18 protein-coding genes and 1 tRNA gene are annotated in these 18,361 nt (G+C 67.1%); 12 read left to right on the top strand and 7 right to left on the bottom strand.

Features of this window, described 5'->3' with window-relative positions; all coding sequences use genetic code 11:
* Positions 1-156: 156 nt before the first annotated feature.
* The 4 genes from OC372_RS03100 (at position 157) to OC372_RS03115 (ending at position 3,698) form a co-directional block, all read left to right on the top strand.
* Positions 157-672 carry a single-stranded DNA-binding protein gene (locus tag OC372_RS03100; protein ID WP_262000899.1) on the top strand — a complete coding sequence of 172 codons (516 nt, stop codon included), beginning with the start codon at positions 157-159 and terminating at the stop codon, positions 670-672.
* Positions 673-754: 82 nt separating this feature from the next.
* On the top strand, positions 755-1,252 hold the full coding sequence (locus OC372_RS03105; RefSeq protein ID WP_262000900.1) for a DUF6993 domain-containing protein: 498 nt from the start codon (positions 755-757) through the stop codon (positions 1,250-1,252).
* Between the two features lie 273 nt (positions 1,253-1,525).
* Positions 1,526-3,205 carry an energy-dependent translational throttle protein EttA gene (gene ettA, locus OC372_RS03110; RefSeq protein ID WP_262000901.1) on the top strand — a complete coding sequence of 560 codons (1,680 nt, stop codon included), beginning with the start codon at positions 1,526-1,528 and terminating at the stop codon, positions 3,203-3,205.
* Positions 3,206-3,212: 7 nt separating this feature from the next.
* On the top strand, positions 3,213-3,698 hold the full coding sequence (locus OC372_RS03115; protein WP_029263448.1) for an acyl-CoA thioesterase: 486 nt from the start codon (positions 3,213-3,215) through the stop codon (positions 3,696-3,698).
* A gap of 30 nt (positions 3,699-3,728) precedes the next feature.
* Here the strand turns inward: OC372_RS03115 and OC372_RS03120 are convergent, their stop codons facing one another.
* Positions 3,729-4,619, bottom strand: coding sequence for an acyl-CoA thioesterase (locus tag OC372_RS03120; protein ID WP_262000902.1), 891 nt, complete (start codon positions 4,617-4,619; stop codon positions 3,729-3,731).
* Between the two features lie 50 nt (positions 4,620-4,669).
* On the opposite strand from OC372_RS03120, the gene OC372_RS03125 reads away from it, so the two are divergent.
* The gene (locus OC372_RS03125) at positions 4,670-5,335 is read left to right on the top strand and encodes a hypothetical protein (RefSeq protein ID WP_105709891.1); all 666 of its coding nucleotides are present in this window, start codon (positions 4,670-4,672) and stop codon (positions 5,333-5,335) included.
* 46 nt (positions 5,336-5,381) lie between these two features.
* On the opposite strand, the gene OC372_RS03130 is transcribed toward OC372_RS03125, so the two are convergent.
* The 4 genes from OC372_RS03130 to pepN all read right to left on the bottom strand — a co-directional run bounded on the left by OC372_RS03130 (position 5,382) and on the right by pepN (position 11,275).
* Positions 5,382-7,046 (bottom strand): FAD-binding dehydrogenase, encoded by a 1,665-nt coding sequence (locus OC372_RS03130; RefSeq protein WP_262000903.1) that lies wholly within the window; start codon positions 7,044-7,046, stop codon positions 5,382-5,384.
* The gene (locus OC372_RS03135; protein ID WP_029263444.1) at positions 7,043-7,492 is read right to left on the bottom strand and encodes a globin; all 450 of its coding nucleotides are present in this window, start codon (positions 7,490-7,492) and stop codon (positions 7,043-7,045) included. The genes OC372_RS03130 and OC372_RS03135 overlap by 4 nt, the downstream gene beginning before the upstream one ends.
* Positions 7,489-8,562 (bottom strand): mechanosensitive ion channel family protein, encoded by a 1,074-nt coding sequence (locus tag OC372_RS03140; RefSeq protein WP_029263443.1) that lies wholly within the window; start codon positions 8,560-8,562, stop codon positions 7,489-7,491. Before OC372_RS03140 ends, OC372_RS03135 begins: the two co-directional genes overlap by 4 nt.
* 160 nt (positions 8,563-8,722) lie before the next feature.
* Positions 8,723-11,275, bottom strand: coding sequence for an aminopeptidase N (gene pepN, locus OC372_RS03145; RefSeq protein ID WP_262000904.1), 2,553 nt, complete (start codon positions 11,273-11,275; stop codon positions 8,723-8,725).
* A 178-nt stretch (positions 11,276-11,453) separates the two neighbouring features.
* Here pepN and OC372_RS03150 point away from each other — a divergent pair, with 178 nt between their 5' ends.
* The 5 genes from OC372_RS03150 to OC372_RS03170 are packed head-to-tail and all read left to right on the top strand — an operon-like array spanning position 11,454 to position 16,339.
* The gene (locus OC372_RS03150; protein WP_262000905.1) at positions 11,454-12,638 is read left to right on the top strand and encodes a ferrochelatase; all 1,185 of its coding nucleotides are present in this window, start codon (positions 11,454-11,456) and stop codon (positions 12,636-12,638) included.
* Between the two features lie 38 nt (positions 12,639-12,676).
* Positions 12,677-13,162, top strand: a complete 486-nt coding sequence (locus OC372_RS03155) for a ribose-5-phosphate isomerase (RefSeq protein ID WP_262000906.1) — start codon at positions 12,677-12,679, stop codon at positions 13,160-13,162.
* Between the two features lies 1 nt (position 13,163).
* Positions 13,164-14,162: an Fpg/Nei family DNA glycosylase gene (locus OC372_RS03160; protein ID WP_262000907.1), complete on the top strand. Its 999-nt coding sequence runs from the start codon at positions 13,164-13,166 to the stop codon at positions 14,160-14,162.
* A 39-nt stretch (positions 14,163-14,201) separates the two neighbouring features.
* Positions 14,202-14,843: an FMN-binding negative transcriptional regulator gene (locus OC372_RS03165; protein ID WP_262000908.1), complete on the top strand. Its 642-nt coding sequence runs from the start codon at positions 14,202-14,204 to the stop codon at positions 14,841-14,843.
* Complete coding sequence (locus OC372_RS03170) at positions 14,840-16,339, top strand: amidohydrolase (protein WP_262000909.1); 1,500 nt, start codon at positions 14,840-14,842, stop codon at positions 16,337-16,339. The genes OC372_RS03165 and OC372_RS03170 overlap by 4 nt, the downstream gene beginning before the upstream one ends.
* Positions 16,340-16,405: 66 nt before the next feature.
* On the opposite strand, the gene OC372_RS03175 is transcribed toward OC372_RS03170, so the two are convergent.
* Positions 16,406-16,891: a Dps family protein gene (locus OC372_RS03175; protein ID WP_029263436.1), complete on the bottom strand. Its 486-nt coding sequence runs from the start codon at positions 16,889-16,891 to the stop codon at positions 16,406-16,408.
* Positions 16,892-17,021: 130 nt separating this feature from the next.
* Between OC372_RS03175 and OC372_RS03180 the strand changes: the two genes are divergently transcribed.
* Both OC372_RS03180 and OC372_RS03185 read left to right on the top strand, forming a co-directional pair.
* Positions 17,022-17,558 carry a gamma carbonic anhydrase family protein gene (locus OC372_RS03180; RefSeq protein ID WP_262000910.1) on the top strand — a complete coding sequence of 179 codons (537 nt, stop codon included), beginning with the start codon at positions 17,022-17,024 and terminating at the stop codon, positions 17,556-17,558.
* A 30-nt stretch (positions 17,559-17,588) separates the two neighbouring features.
* Positions 17,589-17,662 (top strand) — tRNA-Ile (locus tag OC372_RS03185).
* Here OC372_RS03185 and OC372_RS03190 read toward each other — a convergent pair.
* Entirely contained in the window at positions 17,660-18,292 is a 633-nt protein-coding gene (locus tag OC372_RS03190) for a helix-turn-helix domain-containing protein (protein ID WP_181156196.1), read from the bottom strand. The genes OC372_RS03185 and OC372_RS03190 overlap by 3 nt on opposite strands.
* Positions 18,293-18,361 lie beyond the last annotated feature (69 nt).

An 18,361-nucleotide genomic window follows, 5' to 3' on the forward strand; every position in this document is an offset into this window, starting at 1 on the left:
CGTGGCGACACGCGCTGTGATCTGCCCTTTCTGCACCGCAAGGCGTTCGTGAGCGCTGTCCACGCTTCGCGTGTTCCCGGTCGGTTGCCGGGTGCGGTGCGGGCCAGGCTGGGGCGATCCGGACGGGCTCCGCTCCGGTCGACGAAAGGACAGCACATGATCGACATGGTCACCATCGTGGGAAGAGTCGCCACGGATCCGACCCAGGGTCAGACCGCGGGAGGCGTGCCCGTCACGAACTTCCGTCTCGCGAGTACTCATCGTCGTTTCGACTCCGCCACGCAGGAGTGGACGGATTCCGGTGTCAACTGGTTCTCGGTCGCCGCCTTCCGGAGCCTCGGCGAGAATGCGAAGGCATCGTTGCGAACCGGGGACAGCGTGATCGTCACCGGGCGGCTGAAGATCCGCAACTGGGAGAGCAACGGCAAGCACGGCACGAGCGTCGACATCGACGCGGACACCATCGGGCATGACCTGCGGTGGGGCACGACGGCTTATCGGCCGCAGTCGCGTCCGGCTGCGGCCGGACCCTCCGCGACGCCGAATGCAGAGGGCAACAGCCCAGAGGAATCGGTGCACGATGATCCCGGGTCGGAGCAGGGTCTGCATGATTCCGAGCCGCTGGACCTGTCGTGGGCTGCGCCTGCCTCGACCGCGGGTGCCATGTCCTGACGGGCGGCTCCGCGCTCGATTCAGCGGGGTGGGGCGCCGGCGGCGTGCAGGGTCGGATTGCGGGGAGACGTAGACTCGGCGTGTGCTTCGTCGTCCGGTCTTCACGTCGCCGCGCGCGGCCGGTGCCCTTGCGGCTTCGATCGCCGCGTTCCTGCTGCTCTCCGCCTGTGCGCCGACTCCCGGCTCGTCTGCATCGCCCACGGCTGTCGCGTCGCCGACTCCCGGGACGACGACTCCTGCGGAACCGACACTCGTGCCCGACGGCGCAGCCGAGGAGAACCTCCCGGTCTTCACCTCGGTCGCCGAACGCGTCTGGGCAACGGATCAGCGGGGGGCCGGGCGAGCGTACATCGATGCTCTGGTCGCGGCGGGATTCGATCGGAGCGCGATGCAGGTGACGCAGGATCAGTCGACGGTCGGCAACCCTGCGGAGAGCCTGCAGTTCTCCGTGCGCTGGGGTGACAGCGAATGTCTCGTCGGTCAGGTGGGTCCCTCCACGGGACGTGTCGTCACCGTCGTGATGCCGCAGCTCGCCGAGGGGCGCTGCCTGGTGGGCACCACACGTCCGATCGACTGGTGACACGCCAAGGGCTGTTGGTACATCCGTCACGATCTATTCTTCACGCTGATCATCCTCGGACGCGGTGATTGCGGACAGCGTGATGGCTCCGCAGCGCACCGACGTGCGAGGCTGACCTCGGGCGCGCGTGGAGTCCGGCAGACGGCGGAGCTCAGTCCGGGCGCCGGGGAATCGTCTGACTGCCGCCCCGGAGGTAGTCTTAGGTAGATTTCCGCACCGCTTCAGTAGTGCGATGGCAGGTTCGATTCTGATCAGCAAAGGTGTTTAAACGGTATGGCTGAGTACATCTACTCGATGGTGCGTGCGCGTAAGGCAGTGGGCGAGAAGCTCATCCTCGACGACGTCACGATGGCGTTCCTCCCCGGGGCGAAGATCGGCATGGTCGGCCCGAACGGCGCCGGAAAGTCGACGATCCTCAAGATCATGGCCGGTCTCGACACTCCGTCGAACGGCGAGGCGAAGCTCTCCCCGGGGTACACGGTCGGCATCCTGATGCAGGAGCCGGAGCTCGACGAGTCCAAGACGGTGATCCAGAACATCCAGGACGGCATCGCGATCAAGCCGAAGGTCGACCGGTTCAACGAGATCTCGCTGCTGATGGCCGAGCCCGACGCCGACTTCGACGCCCTCCTCGCCGAGATGGGCACGCTGCAGGAAGAGATCGACGCAGCCGACGGCTGGGACCTCGACTCGCAGCTCGATCAGGCCATGGACGCTCTGCGCACGCCCCCGGCCGACGCCGCGATCGCACCGCTCTCCGGTGGTGAGAAGCGTCGTGTCGCCCTTGCGAAGCTGCTCCTGCAGAAGCCCGACCTCCTGCTCCTCGACGAGCCCACCAACCACCTCGACGCCGAGAGTGTGCTGTGGCTCGAGCAGCACCTGCAGGCCTACAAGGGTGCCGTGATCGCGATCACGCACGACCGATACTTCCTCGACCACGTCGCCGAGTGGATCGCCGAAGTCGATCGCGGTCGTCTCATCGGCTACGAGGGCAACTACTCGACCTACCTGGAGAAGAAGGGCGAACGACTCGAGGTCCAGGGCAAGAAGGACGCCAAGCTGGCCAAGCGCCTCAAGGAGGAGCTGGAGTGGGTCCGTTCCAGCGCGAAGGGCCGCCAGACCAAATCGAAGGCGCGTCTCGCTCGCTACGAGGAGATGGCTTCGGAGGCGGAGCGGACCAGGAAGCTGGACTTCGACGAGATCCAGATCCCCGCGGGCCCGCGTCTGGGTGGCATCGTGATCGATGCCAAGAAGCTGCAGAAGGGCTTCGACGGTCGGGTACTGATCGACAACCTCAGCTTCAACCTCCCGCCGAACGGCATTGTCGGTGTGATCGGACCCAACGGCGTGGGTAAGACGACGCTCTTCAAGACGATCGTGGGTCTCGAGCCGCTCGACGGCGGGGATCTGAAGATCGGTGAGACGGTCAAGATCAGCTATGTCGACCAGTCGCGTTCCAACATCGATCCGAACAAGACGCTGTGGGAGGTCGTCTCCGACGGCTTGGACTACATCACCGTCGGCAAGACCGAGATCCCGTCCCGCGCTTACGTGTCGAAGTTCGGCTTCAAGGGCCCGGACCAGCAGAAGAAGGCCGGCGTGCTCTCCGGTGGTGAGCGCAACCGTCTGAACCTCGCGCTGACGCTCAAAGAGGGAGGCAACCTGTTGCTCCTCGATGAGCCGACAAACGACCTCGACGTCGAGACCCTGAGCTCGCTCGAGAACGCCCTGCTCGAGTTTCCCGGCTGTGCTGTGGTGATCACTCACGACCGGTGGTTCCTCGACCGGATCGCGACGCACATCCTCGCGTACGAGGGCACCGACGAGAAGCCCGGCCAGTGGTACTGGTTCGAGGGGAACTTCGAGGCGTACGAGGAGAACAAGATCGAGCGCCTCGGCCCCGACGCCGCGAAGCCGCACCGTTCGACGCACCGCAAGCTGACGCGCGACTGAGGCCGCGATGTCCGCTTCACCGGGGCCGCGTCTGCACATCCCGATCCACCTCCGCTGGGGTGATCTGGATGCGTTCAATCACGTCAACAACACCTCGATGCTGAAACTGCTCGAGGAGGCTCGCGTCAGAGCCTTCTGGCGTGCCGGCCCCGGTGAGGAGGCGCCGTCGACGGCGGTGCTCGACTCCGGCATCGACGAGGGAATCCTGACCCTCATCGCGCGACAGGAGATCGAGTACCTCGCGCCCGTGCCATATCAGCGACGCCCGCTCGAGGTGCAGATGTGGTTCGGCAAGCTCGGCGGCTCCAGCGTCGAAGTCTGCTACGAGGTCCACAACGACCCGACCGCAGAACCGCGACAGATCTACGCGCGATCGACGGCGATCATCGTGCTGGTCGACGCTCAGACCGGGCGCCCCACCCGACTCACTCAGGAGATGCGCGACGCCTGGGAGCCGTATGTGGGCGACTCGATCGAGTACTCCCACCGCTGACGTCGCGGCGGGTACCGGTGTGACCGAGCCCTAGGGCGACTCCTCGGGCACGCGGATCATGATCTCCTGTGCGACGCTCGCGACCAGCGCGCCGTCGCGCGTGTAGATCCGTCCGGTGGCGAGCCCCCGCCCCCCTCGCGCATTCGGCGACTCCTGCACGTAGAGCAGCCACTCGTCGACGCGCGCAGGTCGATGCCACCACATCGCGTGATCGAGGCTCGCGACTTTCAGCCCGGGGAGCGCCCAGTAGACGCCGTGTGCCCGCAGGATCGATTCCTGGATCGTCATGTCGCTGAGGTACGCGAGCGCGGCTCGGTGAAGTCGCTGGTCGTCAGGGAGAGGGGCGCGCAGTCGCATCCACACGGCTTGCCGGGGCACTTGTGCATCTTCGCTGGGCAGATACAGCGGTGAGTCGACGTGCCGCACATCGGCCGCTCGCTCACTGAGCATCCGGGTGGTGCCTTCGGGTAGCCCGTGGACCCGCTCCTCGTCCGGGGCGAGCTCATCCGGGCCGGGAATGCCCGCCGGCATCGGCTCGGCGTGCTCCACCCCGGGATCGGCGTCCTGGAACGAGGCGATCATCGAGAAGATCGGCACGCCGTTTTGGTAAGCCTGGGTCCGCCTGGTCGAGAACGATCGGCCGTCGTGGATCCGATCGACCGCGATGGTGATTCCCTGGCTCGCATCCCCAGGACGGAGGAAGTACCCGTGCATCGAATGCACCGCACGGTCCTCAGGGAGTGTCCGCTCCGCGGCGAGCAGAGCCTGGGCGAGCACCTGGCCCCCGTAGATGCGGCCGCTCGGCATCGGGTGCGAGGAGCCCGTGAAGATGTCCTCTGTGGTGCGAGCCTGAGCCGCATCGAGATCGAGGACCTCGAGAAGCCGTTCGACGGTCTGGATGGCGTGCTGCTCCGCGCTCATGTGTTCCTCTCTGCGACCCCGCATGCCGCACCGTTGGTAGTTTAGAACGCGTGACGCATCACCTCCTCCTCGCTGACCCCGACACCGCGAAGGACGTTCTGACCTTCGTCGGACGAGCGACCAGGATCACCGACGAAGGCGTGCGCCTGCAGGCGGCGAACGGTGTGCTCGCGCTCACCACCGCGGTACTCGCGCCGCAGGGTCTGTTCGACCAGACGCCGACCATTCTCGCGATGCGCATCGTGCATGCCGACCCCGAGCTCGAGTGCGACGTCGTCGTCGATCGACTCACGAAGACCGATGACGCCGATCGGCTCACGCTTCCGGAGACCGGTCTGTCGCCGGCATGGGCCGGCGTCGCCCCGCCTCGGAGCGCGTGGACGCCGGAGGCCGCGCTGGCGGCATCCGTGATCGCCCAGCGCGCGCAGTGGGGGATCTCGGCGGTCGCGCGGGGCGCCGGCCCCGGTTCGGGCGAGGAAGCGGTCCGCGCCCTCCGCGCCGCGATCTGGGGTGAACCCGATGAGGACCTCGGAGGGCTGCCTCGCGGAACGGCGTTCGCCGCCGACGCGATGGGCTTCATCTCCGGTGAGGAGCAGGTCCAGCTCTCACGGTCCGGCAGGTGGACACGTCTGGCGTTCCGTCGCGGTCATGTGCTGGTGCGCGGTCCCGTGGCCACCGGGCTGACGGGCGTCCGTTCCACCGGTTCCGCCGTCTAGTCATCGCGCGGATTTCCGCCGCGCTCAGCGCCCGGGACCGTGTTCGTCAGCCCGCTGCTGCGGCCGCGCGGCCGGCGGTTCGCCCCGAGAACAGGCATCCGCCGAGGAAGGTCCCCTCGAGCGCGCGATAGCCGTGAACTCCACCGCCGCCGAAACCGCTCGCCTCACCTGCGGCGTAGAGTCCGGGGATCGGGTCTCCGTTCGCATCGAGGGCACGGCCTTCGAGGTCGGTGTTGATGCCGCCGAGCGACTTGCGCGTGAGGACGTGGAGTTTGACCGCCACCAGCGGCCCGGCGCTCGGGTCCTGCAAGCGATGTGGTGCTGCGGTGCGGATCAGCTTGTCGCCGCGATAACCACGCATGGAACGAAGCATGCCGATCTGCGCATCCTTCGTGAAGTCGTTGTCCATCTCTCGATCTCGGGCGACCACCTCGCGGCGGACGTTGTCGATGTCGAGGAACTCGCCGCCGGGGTGGCGCTGCATCTGCTCGAGCAGCGACTCGAGGTCGTTCTCGACGATGAAGTCCTCACCTTCGTCGAGGAACGACTGCACCGGCCCGGTCGGTCCCTTGGCGAGTCGGGATTTCAGCAGCAGCTGAACATCTTTACCGGTGAGGTCGGGGTTCTGTTCGCTGCCCGAGAGCGCGAACTCCTTCTCGACGATCTGCCGCGAGGTGACGAACCAGGAGTGATCGTGACCGGTCGTACGCAGGTGCGCGAGCGTTCCCATCGTGTCGAACCCGGGGAACAGGGGTACCGGGAGGCGCTTGCCCGTCGCATCCAGCCAGAGCGACGACGGCCCGGGGAGGATGCGGATGCCGTGAGACGGCCACACCGGGTCCCAGTTCGTGATGCCCTCGACGTAGTGCCACATCCGGTCGCCATTGATGAACCGCGCACCGGCGGCCGCGCTGACGCTGTACATCGATCCGTCGACATAGGCCGGTACCCCTGTGAGCATGTGCTCGGGGGGAGTGCCGAGGCGTTCGGGCCATGCAGCCCGCACGAGGTTGTGGTTCCCCCCGATGCCGCCAGAGGAGACGATGGTCGCCCGGGCCGCGATCTCGAACTCGCCGATGATCTCGCGCGACGACACCGCACCACGCGATGCGCCCGACGAGGCGAGCACGTTTCCGCGGGCACCGGTGACCGCGCCGTCGGTCACCACGAGCTCGGAGACGCGGTGTCGCGGGAGGACCGTCAGACGTCCTTCCCGCTCGCCCTGCTCGATGGCGGCTGCGAAGGGTGCGACGATCCCCGGCCCGGTGCCCCAAGTGATGTGGAATCGTGGAACCGAGTTGCCCGGTCCGATGGCGCCGTAGCCGCCGCGTTCCGCCCAGCCCACGACGGGGAAGAACCCGACGCCCCGCTCGCGCAGCCACGAGCGCTTCTCTCCGGCTGCGAACTGCAGGTATGCCTCTGCCCAGCGCCTCGGCCATTCGTCTTCCGGCCGATCGAACCCGGCGTTGCCGAACCAGTCCTGAGTCGCGAGCTCGAGGGAGTCCTTGATCCCGAGCCGCCGCTGTTCAGGGGAGTCGATGAAGAAGAGCCCGCCGAACGACCACCAGGCCTGACCGCCGAGGTTCGTCCGCGGCTCCTGGTCCACCAGGATGACGCGACGGCCGGCGTCGAGAGCCTCGGACGCGGCGACGAGTCCGGCCAGCCCCCATCCGATCACCAGAACATCTGTGGACAGGGGCTTCGTCGTCATGAGCTCTCCGTTGATTCCTGACGTGATCGGGTCTCGAGCGTGGGGCGACCGCCGGGAGCGGCCCCGATCCCCGAAGGCTCGAATGTGTTCACCATGGCATACGCGGCGCGCTCCAGGTAGTCCCAGAGCGTCGCTTCGTGCAGAGGAGACAACTGCGCCTCGTCCACGGCTGTCCGCATGTGACGAAGCCAACGATCGCGCGCGTCGGCATCGATGTGGAACGGCATGTGCCGCATCCGCAGCCGGGGATGCCCGCGCGTGTCGCCATACGTCGTCGGGCCGCCCCAGTACTGCTCGAGGAACATGCGGAGCCGGTCTTCGGCGGGGCCGAGGTCTTCCTCCGGATACATCGGCTTCATCACGGGATCGAGGGCGACCTCGCGGTAGAACACCGACACGATCTTCGTGAACGTGTCGTGTCCACCGATCTCGTCGTAGAACGTCACTTCTGGGGACTCCCGTCATCCGTGGGCTTCTTGCGGCGCCAGATTCCACGGTCAGGGATCACCGGCACGCCGGTCACCGCGTTAGGTCGCGTCCGGGGAGGATTAGCGCCGCGGACCCGGCGGGCGCCATCGAGCCCTGTCGGCACGACATCGACCATGCGCGGCACGCTGATCTCCTTCTCGAGGAGTGCGGCGCGCAGGCGGCGGCGCAGCTCCTGCGCCACGTCGTCCTTCGCGTTGGCACGTGCTTTGATCACGATGCGGACGACGAGGGCATCGCCGTCGATCGACTCCAGCCCCCAGAGCTCCGGTTTCTCGATGATGCGCGTGCGCCACTTGGGATCCTTCGCCAGCCCCTGTGCGGTCTCGAGCATGATGTGCTCGACCTGCTCGAGGTCGGAGTCGGCCGGGACGCCGAGGTCGATGATCGACCGCGCCCATCCCTGCGACATGTTGCCGATTCGGGTGACCTCGCCGTTTCGCACATACCAGAGGGTGCCGTTGACGTCGCGCACCTGGGTGATCCGAACGCTGACGTACTCGACGACACCGCTCGCGAGCCCGAGGTCGACGACGTCGCCGATTCCGATCTGATCCTCGGCCACCAAGAACATGCCGTTGAGCACGTCCTTGACGATGTTCTGCGCGCCGAACCCGAGACCGGCCCCGACCGCAGCCGTGAGGAGGGTCAGCGACCCCAACAGGCTCTGGTCGAGGGCGTTCACGATGAGCACGATCGCGATGACCACGAGCATCACGTTGACGATGTTCTGCAGGATCGTGCCGAGGGTGCGGGTCCGTTGCACCAGACGCATGTCGGCGAGGGGTGAGCGCTCCAAGGCCTGGGTGTCGTCGACCGACGCCTTGCTCTTCGCGCTGTCGACGATGCGGTGCACGACCCGACGGATGACCAGGCGCAGGATGAGCCCGATCACGACACAGCTAGCGATGATGATCGCGACGGTGAGCGCCTTCATGCCGACCTGGCTCAGCCAGGCGAGCAGGTTCGTCGCCCAGTCGGGGAGTGGGGTCTCCGCGGGAGGATCATTGACATCGAAGGGGAGCATCATCAGTCACGATCCTAGCGAGCGGGTCTCTGTGCAGGCTGGGCGGATGCGCCGTGCGAAAACGGAGACCATCCACGTTCGCTGCGCCGCGTCCGCGCGGGACACTCCGAGAGCGAGGTGGGTGGTCTCCGTTTCGAGAGCGGTGGCGGCTGAGGCGGAGCGCTCAGTCCTCCGCGTCGCGTGCCTGTGCGGCGAGTGCGCGCTCGACGTCCGCGAGGTTCTCGAGCACCAGGCGTCGAAGCGCCGGCGCAGCATCCTGGTTGGCCGCCAGCCACGAGCGCGTCGCGTCACGAAGCGCCCCGTCGGCGAGAGCCGTCGGGAAGAGCCCAACGATCAGGTACTGAGCGATCTGGTAGGTGCGCGACTCCCAGATGGGGAGCAGCATGTCGAAGTAGGCGGGGACGAACTCGCCCAGTACGGCGGCGCCGGCAGGATGCGTGAAACCGAGCGCGGCGGAGCGAACGATCGTGTTGGGAGCATCGTCGCGCTCGATGAGCGAAGCCCAGGCCGCTTTCTTGGACGCCGAGTCGGGCAGAGACGCCCGCGCCTGCGCGGCGAATTCCCCGCCCTTGGCGGTGTTGTCCGCCGCCAGAGCGGCATCGATCGCCGCGGCATCGGTGGCGCCGATGGTCGCGAGACCCACGAGCAGCTGCCAGTTCAGGTCTGCGTCGATCTCCAGACCGTGAAGCGTGTCCTCACCGGAGCGCAGACGGCCCACGATTCCCGCGTGCTCCGGAGTCACCAGGGCATTCGCGAAGGCGGTGACGAACTGCAACTGGCTGTCGCTGCCCGGCTCGGCCGACTCCGCCAGGCTCCACAATCCGTCGGCGACCTTGAGTCGAGCGGTCTCTCGCTCAGCCGGGGCGACGTAGAGCGTGGCGGCCGTCCGCAGCTGAGCGAGCGTGGTGCGCACGGTCGTCGACTCGGTCTCCCGGCCGATGTTCCCCAACACGAGGTCGATGTAGGCGGAAGCCGCCGTCTCCGCATCCCGCGTCTGATCCCACGCGGCGCCCCACACGAGCGAGCGGGCGAGCGGGTCGTGGATGTCGGCCAGGTGAGCGATCGCGGTGGCGAGCGACTTCTCGTCGAGGCGGATCTTCGCGTAGGCGAGGTCCTCATCGTTGAGCAGCACGAGGTCGGGGCGGGCGATGCCCTGCAGCTCCGGCACCTCGGTGCGGTCGCCGTCGACGTCGACCTCTAGGTAGTGCGTGCGGGTGAGTGCACCGTCGGTCAGCGTGTAGAAGCCGATGCCCAGTCGGTGCGGTCGGATGGTGGGGTAGTCCGCCGGGGCCGTCTGCGTGATGGCGAAGCGCGAGATCGTGCCGTCGTGGTCCTCCGCGATGACCGGCTCGAGCGTGTTGACGCCTGCCGTCTCCAGCCACTTCTTCGACCATGTGCTCAGGTCGCGACCGCTGGTGGCCTCGAGCTCCGAAAGCAGGTCACTGAGTTCGGTGTTGCCCCAGGAGTGCTTCTGGAAGTACTGCGACACACCGGCGAAGAACGCCTCGATGCCGACCCAGGCGGCCAGCTGCTTCAGGACCGATCCGCCCTTGGCGTAGGTGATGCCGTCGAAGTTGACCTGCACGTCTTCCAGGTCGGTGATCTCCGCGACGATCGGGTGGGTCGAGGGGAGCTGGTCCTGTCGATAGGCCCAGGTCTTCTCCATGGCGTTGAACGTCGTCCACGCCTCGGTCCACTCGGTGGCTTCGGCGGTGGCGATGGTCGACGCCCATTCGGCGAACGACTCGTTCAGCCAGAGATCGTTCCACCACTTCATCGTGACGAGGTCGCCGAACCACATGTGTGCGAGCTCATGCAGGATCGTCACGACGCGGCGCTCCTTGACGGCGTCGGTGACCTTGCTGCGGAAGACATAGGTCTCGGTGAAGGTGACGGCTCCTGCGTTCTCCATCGCTCCCGCGTTGAACTCCGGGACGAAGAGCTGGTCGTACTTGGCGAACGGGTACGGAACCCCGAACTTCGACTCGTAGTAGGCGAAACCCTCGCGGGTCTTGTCGAAGATGTAGTCGGCATCGAGGTGCTGCCACAGGCTCTTGCGTCCGTAGACGCCGAGGGGGATCACGCGGCCCGAGGCGCTGGTGAGCTCCGAGAACGTGGACTCGTAGGGTCCGGCGACGAGCGCGGTGATGTACGAGGAGATGCGTGGGGTCGGCTCGAAGCCCCAGGTCGCCGTCGTGTCGTCGTCATGCACGATGGGCTCGGGCGTGGGGGAGTTGGAGATGACCTTCCATGCCGCCGGCGCCGTCACGGTGAACTGGAACGTCGCCTTGAGATCGGGCTGCTCGAACACCGCGAACACGCGACGTGAGTCCGGGACCTCGAACTGCGAGTAGAGGTAGACCTCTTCGTCGACCGGGTCGACGAAACGGTGGAGGCCCTCGCCCGTGTTCGTGTAGAGGCAGTCGGCATCGACGACCAGCACGTTCTCCGCCTGCAGCCCGCTGAGCGCGATGCGAGAGTCGGCGAAGACCTCGTTCGGATCGAGCTGCTCGCCGTTGAGGGAGATCTCACGCACGTCCCGGGCGATCAGGTCGATGAAGGTGAAGCTCTCCGGAGTCGCGGTGAAGCGCACCACGCTCCGGGAGCCGAAGATCTCGGCACCCTTGGTCAGATCGAGGGCGACTTCATAGGACTGAGTGTCGATGACGTCGCGGCGCTCCTGCGCTTCGATGCGGGTGAGGTTCTCTCCAGGCACAGCTTTACTCCCAGGGGTGAGGGGATGTCACCGGGGTCGGCGCAGTTGGCGCCGACGGCAACCATGACAGCCTACGCCAGTGCGGGAGCTGGCCCCTCGCATCGCACTCGGGAGGGCGGCGGCATAGAAACGGCGCTGCACGGACGCCTTTGCTCCGCCGAGGTGAAAGGATGGAGGGGTGACTGCGATCGAGCCGAATGCCGTTCCCTTTGCCTCGCCTGCTGCCGCCGGTGGTGCACCCTTCGTGACCACGCCGGTCGACTATGACGCGATCCTCCTCGCGGGCTTCGGGGGGCCCGAGGGTCAGGAAGATGTCATCCCGTTCCTGCGCAACGTGACCCGCGGTCGAGGAATCCCCGACGAACGGCTCGAGGAGGTCGCGCACCACTACCGGCATTTCGGCGGGGTGAGTCCGATCAACGGACAGAACCGCGTGCTCAAGGAAGCCCTCGAGAACGCCCTCGCCGCACGCGGCATCACGCTCCCCGTCTACTGGGGCAACCGCAACTGGGCTCCGTATCTCGAAGAGGTCGTGACCGAGGCCTCCACCAATGGTCACAACACGCTGCTGGCCTTCGCCACCAGCGCCTACAGTTCGTTCTCCAGCTGCCGTCAGTACCGCGAGGACTTCGCTCGCATCCTGGAGGAGACCGGGCTCGGGGAGACCGTGACGATCGACAAGATCCGGCCTTTCTACGACCACCCCGGTTTCGTGGAGGCGTTCGAGACGGGAGTCCGTGAGGCTGTCCAAGGCTTCCTGGCCGACGGCATCGTGGCGGCGGACATCCAGATCCTCTTCTCCACCCACAGCATCCCGACGGCCGACGCGGAGCGCTCCGGCGCGCGAGACATCGACTGGGGAGAGGGAGGCGCGTACGCCGCTCAGCATCTCGCCGTGGCTGCCTGGGTCATGGATCGGGTTCGCCAGACGGTTCCCGCAGCGGCCGACGTCTCGTGGGAGCTCGTCTACCAGTCCCGGTCCGGCCCCGCCTCGCAGCCGTGGCTCGAGCCCGACGTGTGCGACGTGATCGGTGAACTGCCCGACCGCGGACGCAAGGCAGTGGCGGTCGTCCCCGTCGGTTTCATGAGCGATCACATGGAGGTCCTGTGGGACCTCGACACCGAGGCCGCGGAGGCCGCGGAAGAGGCCGGACTCGCCTTCACGCGAACCCCCACGCCCGGTGTCTCACCGGCATTCGTCGACGGCATCGTCGACCTGATCCAGGAACGTCTCCAAGGTCGCCCCAACGAGGAGCGTGCCCATGTCACGACGCTCCCCGGCGGCTTCGACGTCTGCCGACCCGGGTGCTGTGAGAACATCCGTGCGGGGTTCAAGCCCGCCGCCGCCGGCATCGCCCCATGACCTCGGAGCCGATCCGCGCCGCTTCTAGGATGGGAGTCATGCGCATCCACATCGCCACCGACCATGCAGGACTCGACTTCTCCACGCAGTTGCAAGAGCACCTGCGCGCTGCGGGGCATGAGGTCGTCGATCATGGCCCGATCGAGTACGATGCGGTCGACGACTACCCGGCGTTCTGCATCCGCGCGGCGCAGGCGGTCATCGCCGACCAGCGCGACGGTGTCGAAGCCCTCGGTGTGGTCTTCGGCGGTTCGGGGAACGGTGAGCAGATCGCCGCGAACAAGGTTGCGGGGGTGCGGGCCGCTCTGGTCTGGAACCTGTCGACGGCCGAGCTCGCCCGCGAGCACAACGACGCGAACGTCATCTCGATCGGCGCGAGGCAGCACACCTTCGACGAGGTGACCTCGTTCATCGACCTGTTCATCCAGACACCGTTCTCGGGTGATGAACGCCATGTGCGGCGGATCGGGCAGATCGCGGACTTCGAGCGCGACGGGTCCCTGCTCCCGGATCCGCGGGGCTGACATGCCCGAGGGCCATTCCGTTCACCGGATCGCACGACAGTTCGATCGCAACTTCGTGGGCAAGACTCTGAGCGCGTCCAGTCCACAGGGACGGTTCGCCGAGGGAGCCGCGGTTCTCGACGGACGTGCGGCGGTGAGTGTGCAGGCCGTCGGCAAGCAGATGTTCCTCGAGACGGAGGGCGACCTCTGGCTGCGGGTGCACCTCGGTCTCTACGGTGCCTGGGACTTCGCCGGTGAGATCATCGTCGATCCGACGATAGCCTCCGCCAACGGGCGGATGGGGCAGACGAACCAGCGCGGCACCGTCCTCGACGACCCCATCCTGGATGATGCCGGCGAGAACTCCCTCGCGTCCATCGGGGCACCACGCCGCACGAGGGTGCACGTCCGCATGTCGGAGCAGACGAAGGGCCTCGCCGATGAGGGGCTCGAATGGCCGCCTCCGGTCGTGGGACAGGTTCGTCTGCGCCTCATGACCGACATCACCGCCGCCGACCTGCGTGGCCCGACGGCATGCGTGCTCCAGACGCCGGAGGAGATGCTGGCGACGGTCGCGAAGCTCGGGCCCGACCCGCTGGTCGGGGACCCGGTCGAGAATGAGGAGCGGTTCGTCCGGGCGGTCGGGAAGAAGTCGACGGTCATCGCCTTGCTTCTCATGGACCAGTCCGTCGTCAGCGGGATCGGGAACGTCTACCGCGCCGAGATGCTCTATCGGCAGCGGTTGAACCCGCATACTCCGGGTCGAGACGTTCCGGAAGAGGTCGTGCGCGCGCTCTGGCACGATTGGGTGCGACTGCTGGCGATCGGTGTCGAGACCGGCCAGATGATGACGATGGACGGTCTCACGGGCGAGGACTACCGCGCCGCGATGGCGAACCGCGACGACCGGCACTGGGTCTATCACCGGGCGGGGTTGCCGTGCCGGGTCTGTGGCACAGAGATCGCGCTCGAGGAGATCGGCGCTCGCAAGCTGTACTGGTGCCCGCGCTGCCAGGCGTGACCGGACTGTGCACCCCCGCATCCGTTCTAGGCTGATCGCATGCGACAGAATCCGAGCTTCACGCTCGCCGACGTGGCCGAGATCCGCCGGGTGATCGAGATGAGCCCTTGGGCGACGATCATGAGCGCCGGTGATGACGGTCTCGTCGCTTCGCACTACGCGGTGCTTCTGGACGAGACACGCGACGACCTCACCATCGTCGGGCACGTCGGCCGCCCGGACGACCTCATCCACGGTATTGGGGAGCGCGAGCTCCTCGTCGTGTTCCAGGGGCCGCACGGCTACGTGTCGCCCGGCTGGTACGGCGACGTGCAGGCGGTGCCGACGTGGAACTACACCGCCGTGCACCTCGGCGGTGTGCCGGAGATCCTCTCCGACGAAGAGAACCTGGTGGTACTGGATCAGCTCGTCGCACGATTCGAGTCGCGGATGCCGGAGCCGAAGCTGATGTGGGAACGACCGAACGACGCCGCTTTCGTCCAGCGACTCGCTGCCGGCACAGTGGGGTTCCGGCTGACGCCCACCCGTGTGGTCGCGAAGCGCAAGCTCAGCCAGAACAAGCCGGTCGAGACGATCGAGACGGTGATCAGCGCCCTCCGGTCGGACGGTCCGTATTCGAACCCGGCTCTCGCGGAAGAGATGCGACGTGCCCAGGATGCCAGGACCGGAGGGCGGCGATGACAGATGGCGACGCGGTGATCGGCACGATCAGGGCTACGAGGATCGTCGGCCCCGGTCGTGAGTTCCTGATCGACGATGAGCCCGTCGACATCCACATCGCCGACGGGCTCATCGCCGATATCGCCCCCACCGGAGCGCTTCCCTCGCGGGGGGAGGTGCTCGATGTCGAAGGAGCGTGGACGGTCCCCGGGCTCTGGGACAACCACGTCCACACCGTCCAGTGGGCGCTGACCGCGGAGCGCGCTCCGTTGGGTCACGCGGTCTCCGCGGCGGCTGCGGCGCACGCGATGAGCGGTGTCGTCCCCTTGCCGGACGGGCGCCGCGTCGGCACCGGATTTCGTGATGCTCTCTGGCCGGATCGGCCGACCCTCGAGCTTCTGGACGCTGCCACCGGTGCGGTCCCCACTTACCTGATCAACGCGGATGTGCACAGCGTCTGGCTGAACTCCGCAGCGCTTGCGCGTGAGGGTTTCCGAAGCGACGACGGCCTGCTCCGTGAGACGGATGCCTTCGAGATCTCGCGTCGATTGAATGCAGTCGACGCCGCGCACGGCGACAGCGCGATGCGGCGAGCCGGCGAGCAGGCGGCCGCACGGGGTGTCACGGGTGTGGTCGACTTCGACATGGCCTGGGGTGCCGATGCATGGCCGCGCCGGATCCGGGATGGCTTCGCCGCGCATCGCGTGGAGTTCGCCGTGTATCCGTTCGATCTCGATCGGGCGATCGCCGCAGGGCTCCGCACCGGCGAGCCGCATGAGGAGCCTGATGCGCCCGCAGCGGGCCGCGGTCTCGTCCACATGGGACCGCTGAAGGTGATCACCGATGGGTCTCTGGGCACGAGGACGGCCGCGTGCTCGCACGCCTACCCGCACGATCCTGACAACTTCGGCATGCTGACGGTGCCCTCCGACGAGCTCGTCGACCTGCTGACACGAGCGGCAGGCGCGGGGTTGGCGGTGGCCGTGCATGCGATCGGCGACCGTGCCGTGACGTCGGCACTGGACGCCTTCACCACAACCGGGGCTGTGGGCTCGATCGAGCATGTGCAGCTCGTGCGGCACGCGGATTTGGCGCGCTTCGGACGCCTCGGGGTCGTTGCGAGCGTCCAGCCACAGCATGCCGTCGACGACCGTGAGCTCGTGGACCGGCTGTGGAGTGGGCAGACCGCGATCGGCTATCCGTTGGCTTCGCTGCGCGATGCGGGGGCCGAGATGCGCTTCGGTTCCGACGCGCCCGTCGCCCCCCTCGATCCATGGCAGGCCATCTCCGCGGCGGTGTCGCGGACGGAGGACGATCGGGCACCCTGGCATCCCGAAGAGCGGATCACGATCGGTCAGGCGCTCGAGGCGAGCGTGCGCACCTCGCTGCGACCGGGAGAGCCCGCCGACATCGTCGTGTGTGGCGCGGACCCCCTCGTGGCGAGCGGGGAGACGCTGCGCGGGATGCCGGTCTGGGCCACGTTGCTCGCCGGGCGCCGCACCCACGCGGGTTCGTAGTCCGCTCCATCACGCAGTAAGGCCGGTCCTCCGATGACGGAGAACCGGCCCTTCTGCGGTGGATGATCAGGCGGCGATGTGCGAGACGAGGAACCAGCGGTCCTTCTCGAGGCCGCGCTGAATCTCGATCGCGACGTCCTGGCTGGTGAGGTCGACCTCGTCGAGCCCCTCGACGGCAGCCTTGACATCGACCAGGATCGCGTCGATGTCGGCGATCACGGCGCGGATCAGCTCGTCCGACTGGGTGAAGCCCGCGGGGACGGTGGTCGCGCCGGCCTTCTCAGCCACGGCGCTGACACGGGCGTCGATCGGCAGGCCGAGGGCGACGATCCGCTCGGCGGCAGTGTCGGCGAAGTCGCCGGCATGCGCGACGATCGTGTCGAGAAGCTCGTGGACGCCGACGAAGTTGGCGCCGCGCACGTGCCAGTGCGCCTGCTTGCCGTTGACGGTGAGCGCCTGGAGGCCGAGCACGACAGGGGAGAGGAACTGGGCCGCCCCTGCAGCCACGGTCGGGTCGATGGCGGTGGTGGAAACGGTCTGTGCCTTGCTCATCTTGTGCTCCTCCGGAGGGAAATCGCGTATCTGATGTATGCAACGCTACTCAGGCTGAGACATTCCGCAAGCAAGCTGAGGCTGGGCTCACTTCCGCATGATTCCGCGGGCATTCGGGTAGCCTCGCCTCATGAGCATCGCTGCCGGAGCTTCCGTCCTCGCCCTGCCGAACAGCGTCCCGTCGATTGCTGACACGGCGTTCGTCGCGGAGGGCGCCCGCATCATCGGAAACGTCTCGCTCGCGGCCGGCGCCAGCGTCTGGTACAACGCCGTGCTCCGCGGCGACCCTGCAGGAATCTTCATCGGACCGGACTCCAACGTGCAGGACAACGTCTCGGTGCACGTGGATTCCGACCACCCCGTATCGGTCGGCGCAAAGGTGTCCATCGGCCACAACGCTGTCGTGCACGGTTGCACGATCGGCGACGGCACGCTCATCGGCATGGGCGCCGTGATACTCAGCGGAGCGAGGATCGGTGCCGGGTGTCTGATCGCCGGGGGTGCGGTCGTGCTCGGCGAGACGGAGATCCCGGCTGGTTCGCTGGTGGCCGGGGTCCCCGCGAAGGTGCGTCGGGGGCTCAGCGACGAGGAGCGAGAGGGTCTGATCGCCAATGCCGATATCTACCTCGTGCACTCGCGGAACCACTCCGCGGCTACCCGGGCGTGACCGTCTCGGCCGCTAGGCTGAGAGACGTAAGGGGCGGTGGCCAAGCTGGTTAAGGCAGTGGGCTCATAACCCAACGATCGCGGGTTCAAGTCCCGCCCGCCCTACGCTTCACCTTCAGCGATTCGTGCGTCGCCACGCGTGAGGAACAGACGGCAGGTGTGACTCGTGACGAACGGCTCGAGAAGTTTCACCTCGAGCGGGCCGTCACTGTGGCGGAGAACGTCCCTCACCAGCTGAGCATGTACACCGCAGACGAGCTCCTGATCCGCGACGAGCAGGTCGTGATACTGACACGGGGTGAGGTCGAATCGTAGGGCCCTCTCGTCGACGACCGGGTTCAGGCCGGCATCATCGAGATGCTCGTAGAGCACATCGACCTGACGCAGCGCATCGGCCTCGAGCTCGTGCGGGGTCTCGCACGACATCGCCCGCAGCATGCGCCCCCGCGAGATAGCCCCCGCGACGCGAGCGCGCGCCACGGCGCTCGATGCGGTGTCGTGAACCGGGTGAAACACCACTGGCGGACGGCCACGCTTGCCCAGGACCAGAGTCTCACTGCAGATCAGCCCTTCGTCCTCGAGCACCCGCACATGATCACGCACGGTGTTGAGGGGTATTCCGCATTGCTCCGCCAACTCACCTGCTGAGCGTCCGGGGGTCTGCTGGATGGCGTGGAGCAATTGGAGCCGACGGGGTTGTGTCAGCCCGCGGAAGTCATGGGCGCGGCGGGGCATGTGGCGAGAGTAGACGGGGAGACGACCGTCGGTCTCACGTTCGACCGGAAATAAACCGGTAGAACGGAA

It is taken from the genome of Microbacterium sp. Mcb102 (assembly GCF_024519805.1).
Classification (GTDB): domain Bacteria; phylum Actinomycetota; class Actinomycetes; order Actinomycetales; family Microbacteriaceae; genus Microbacterium.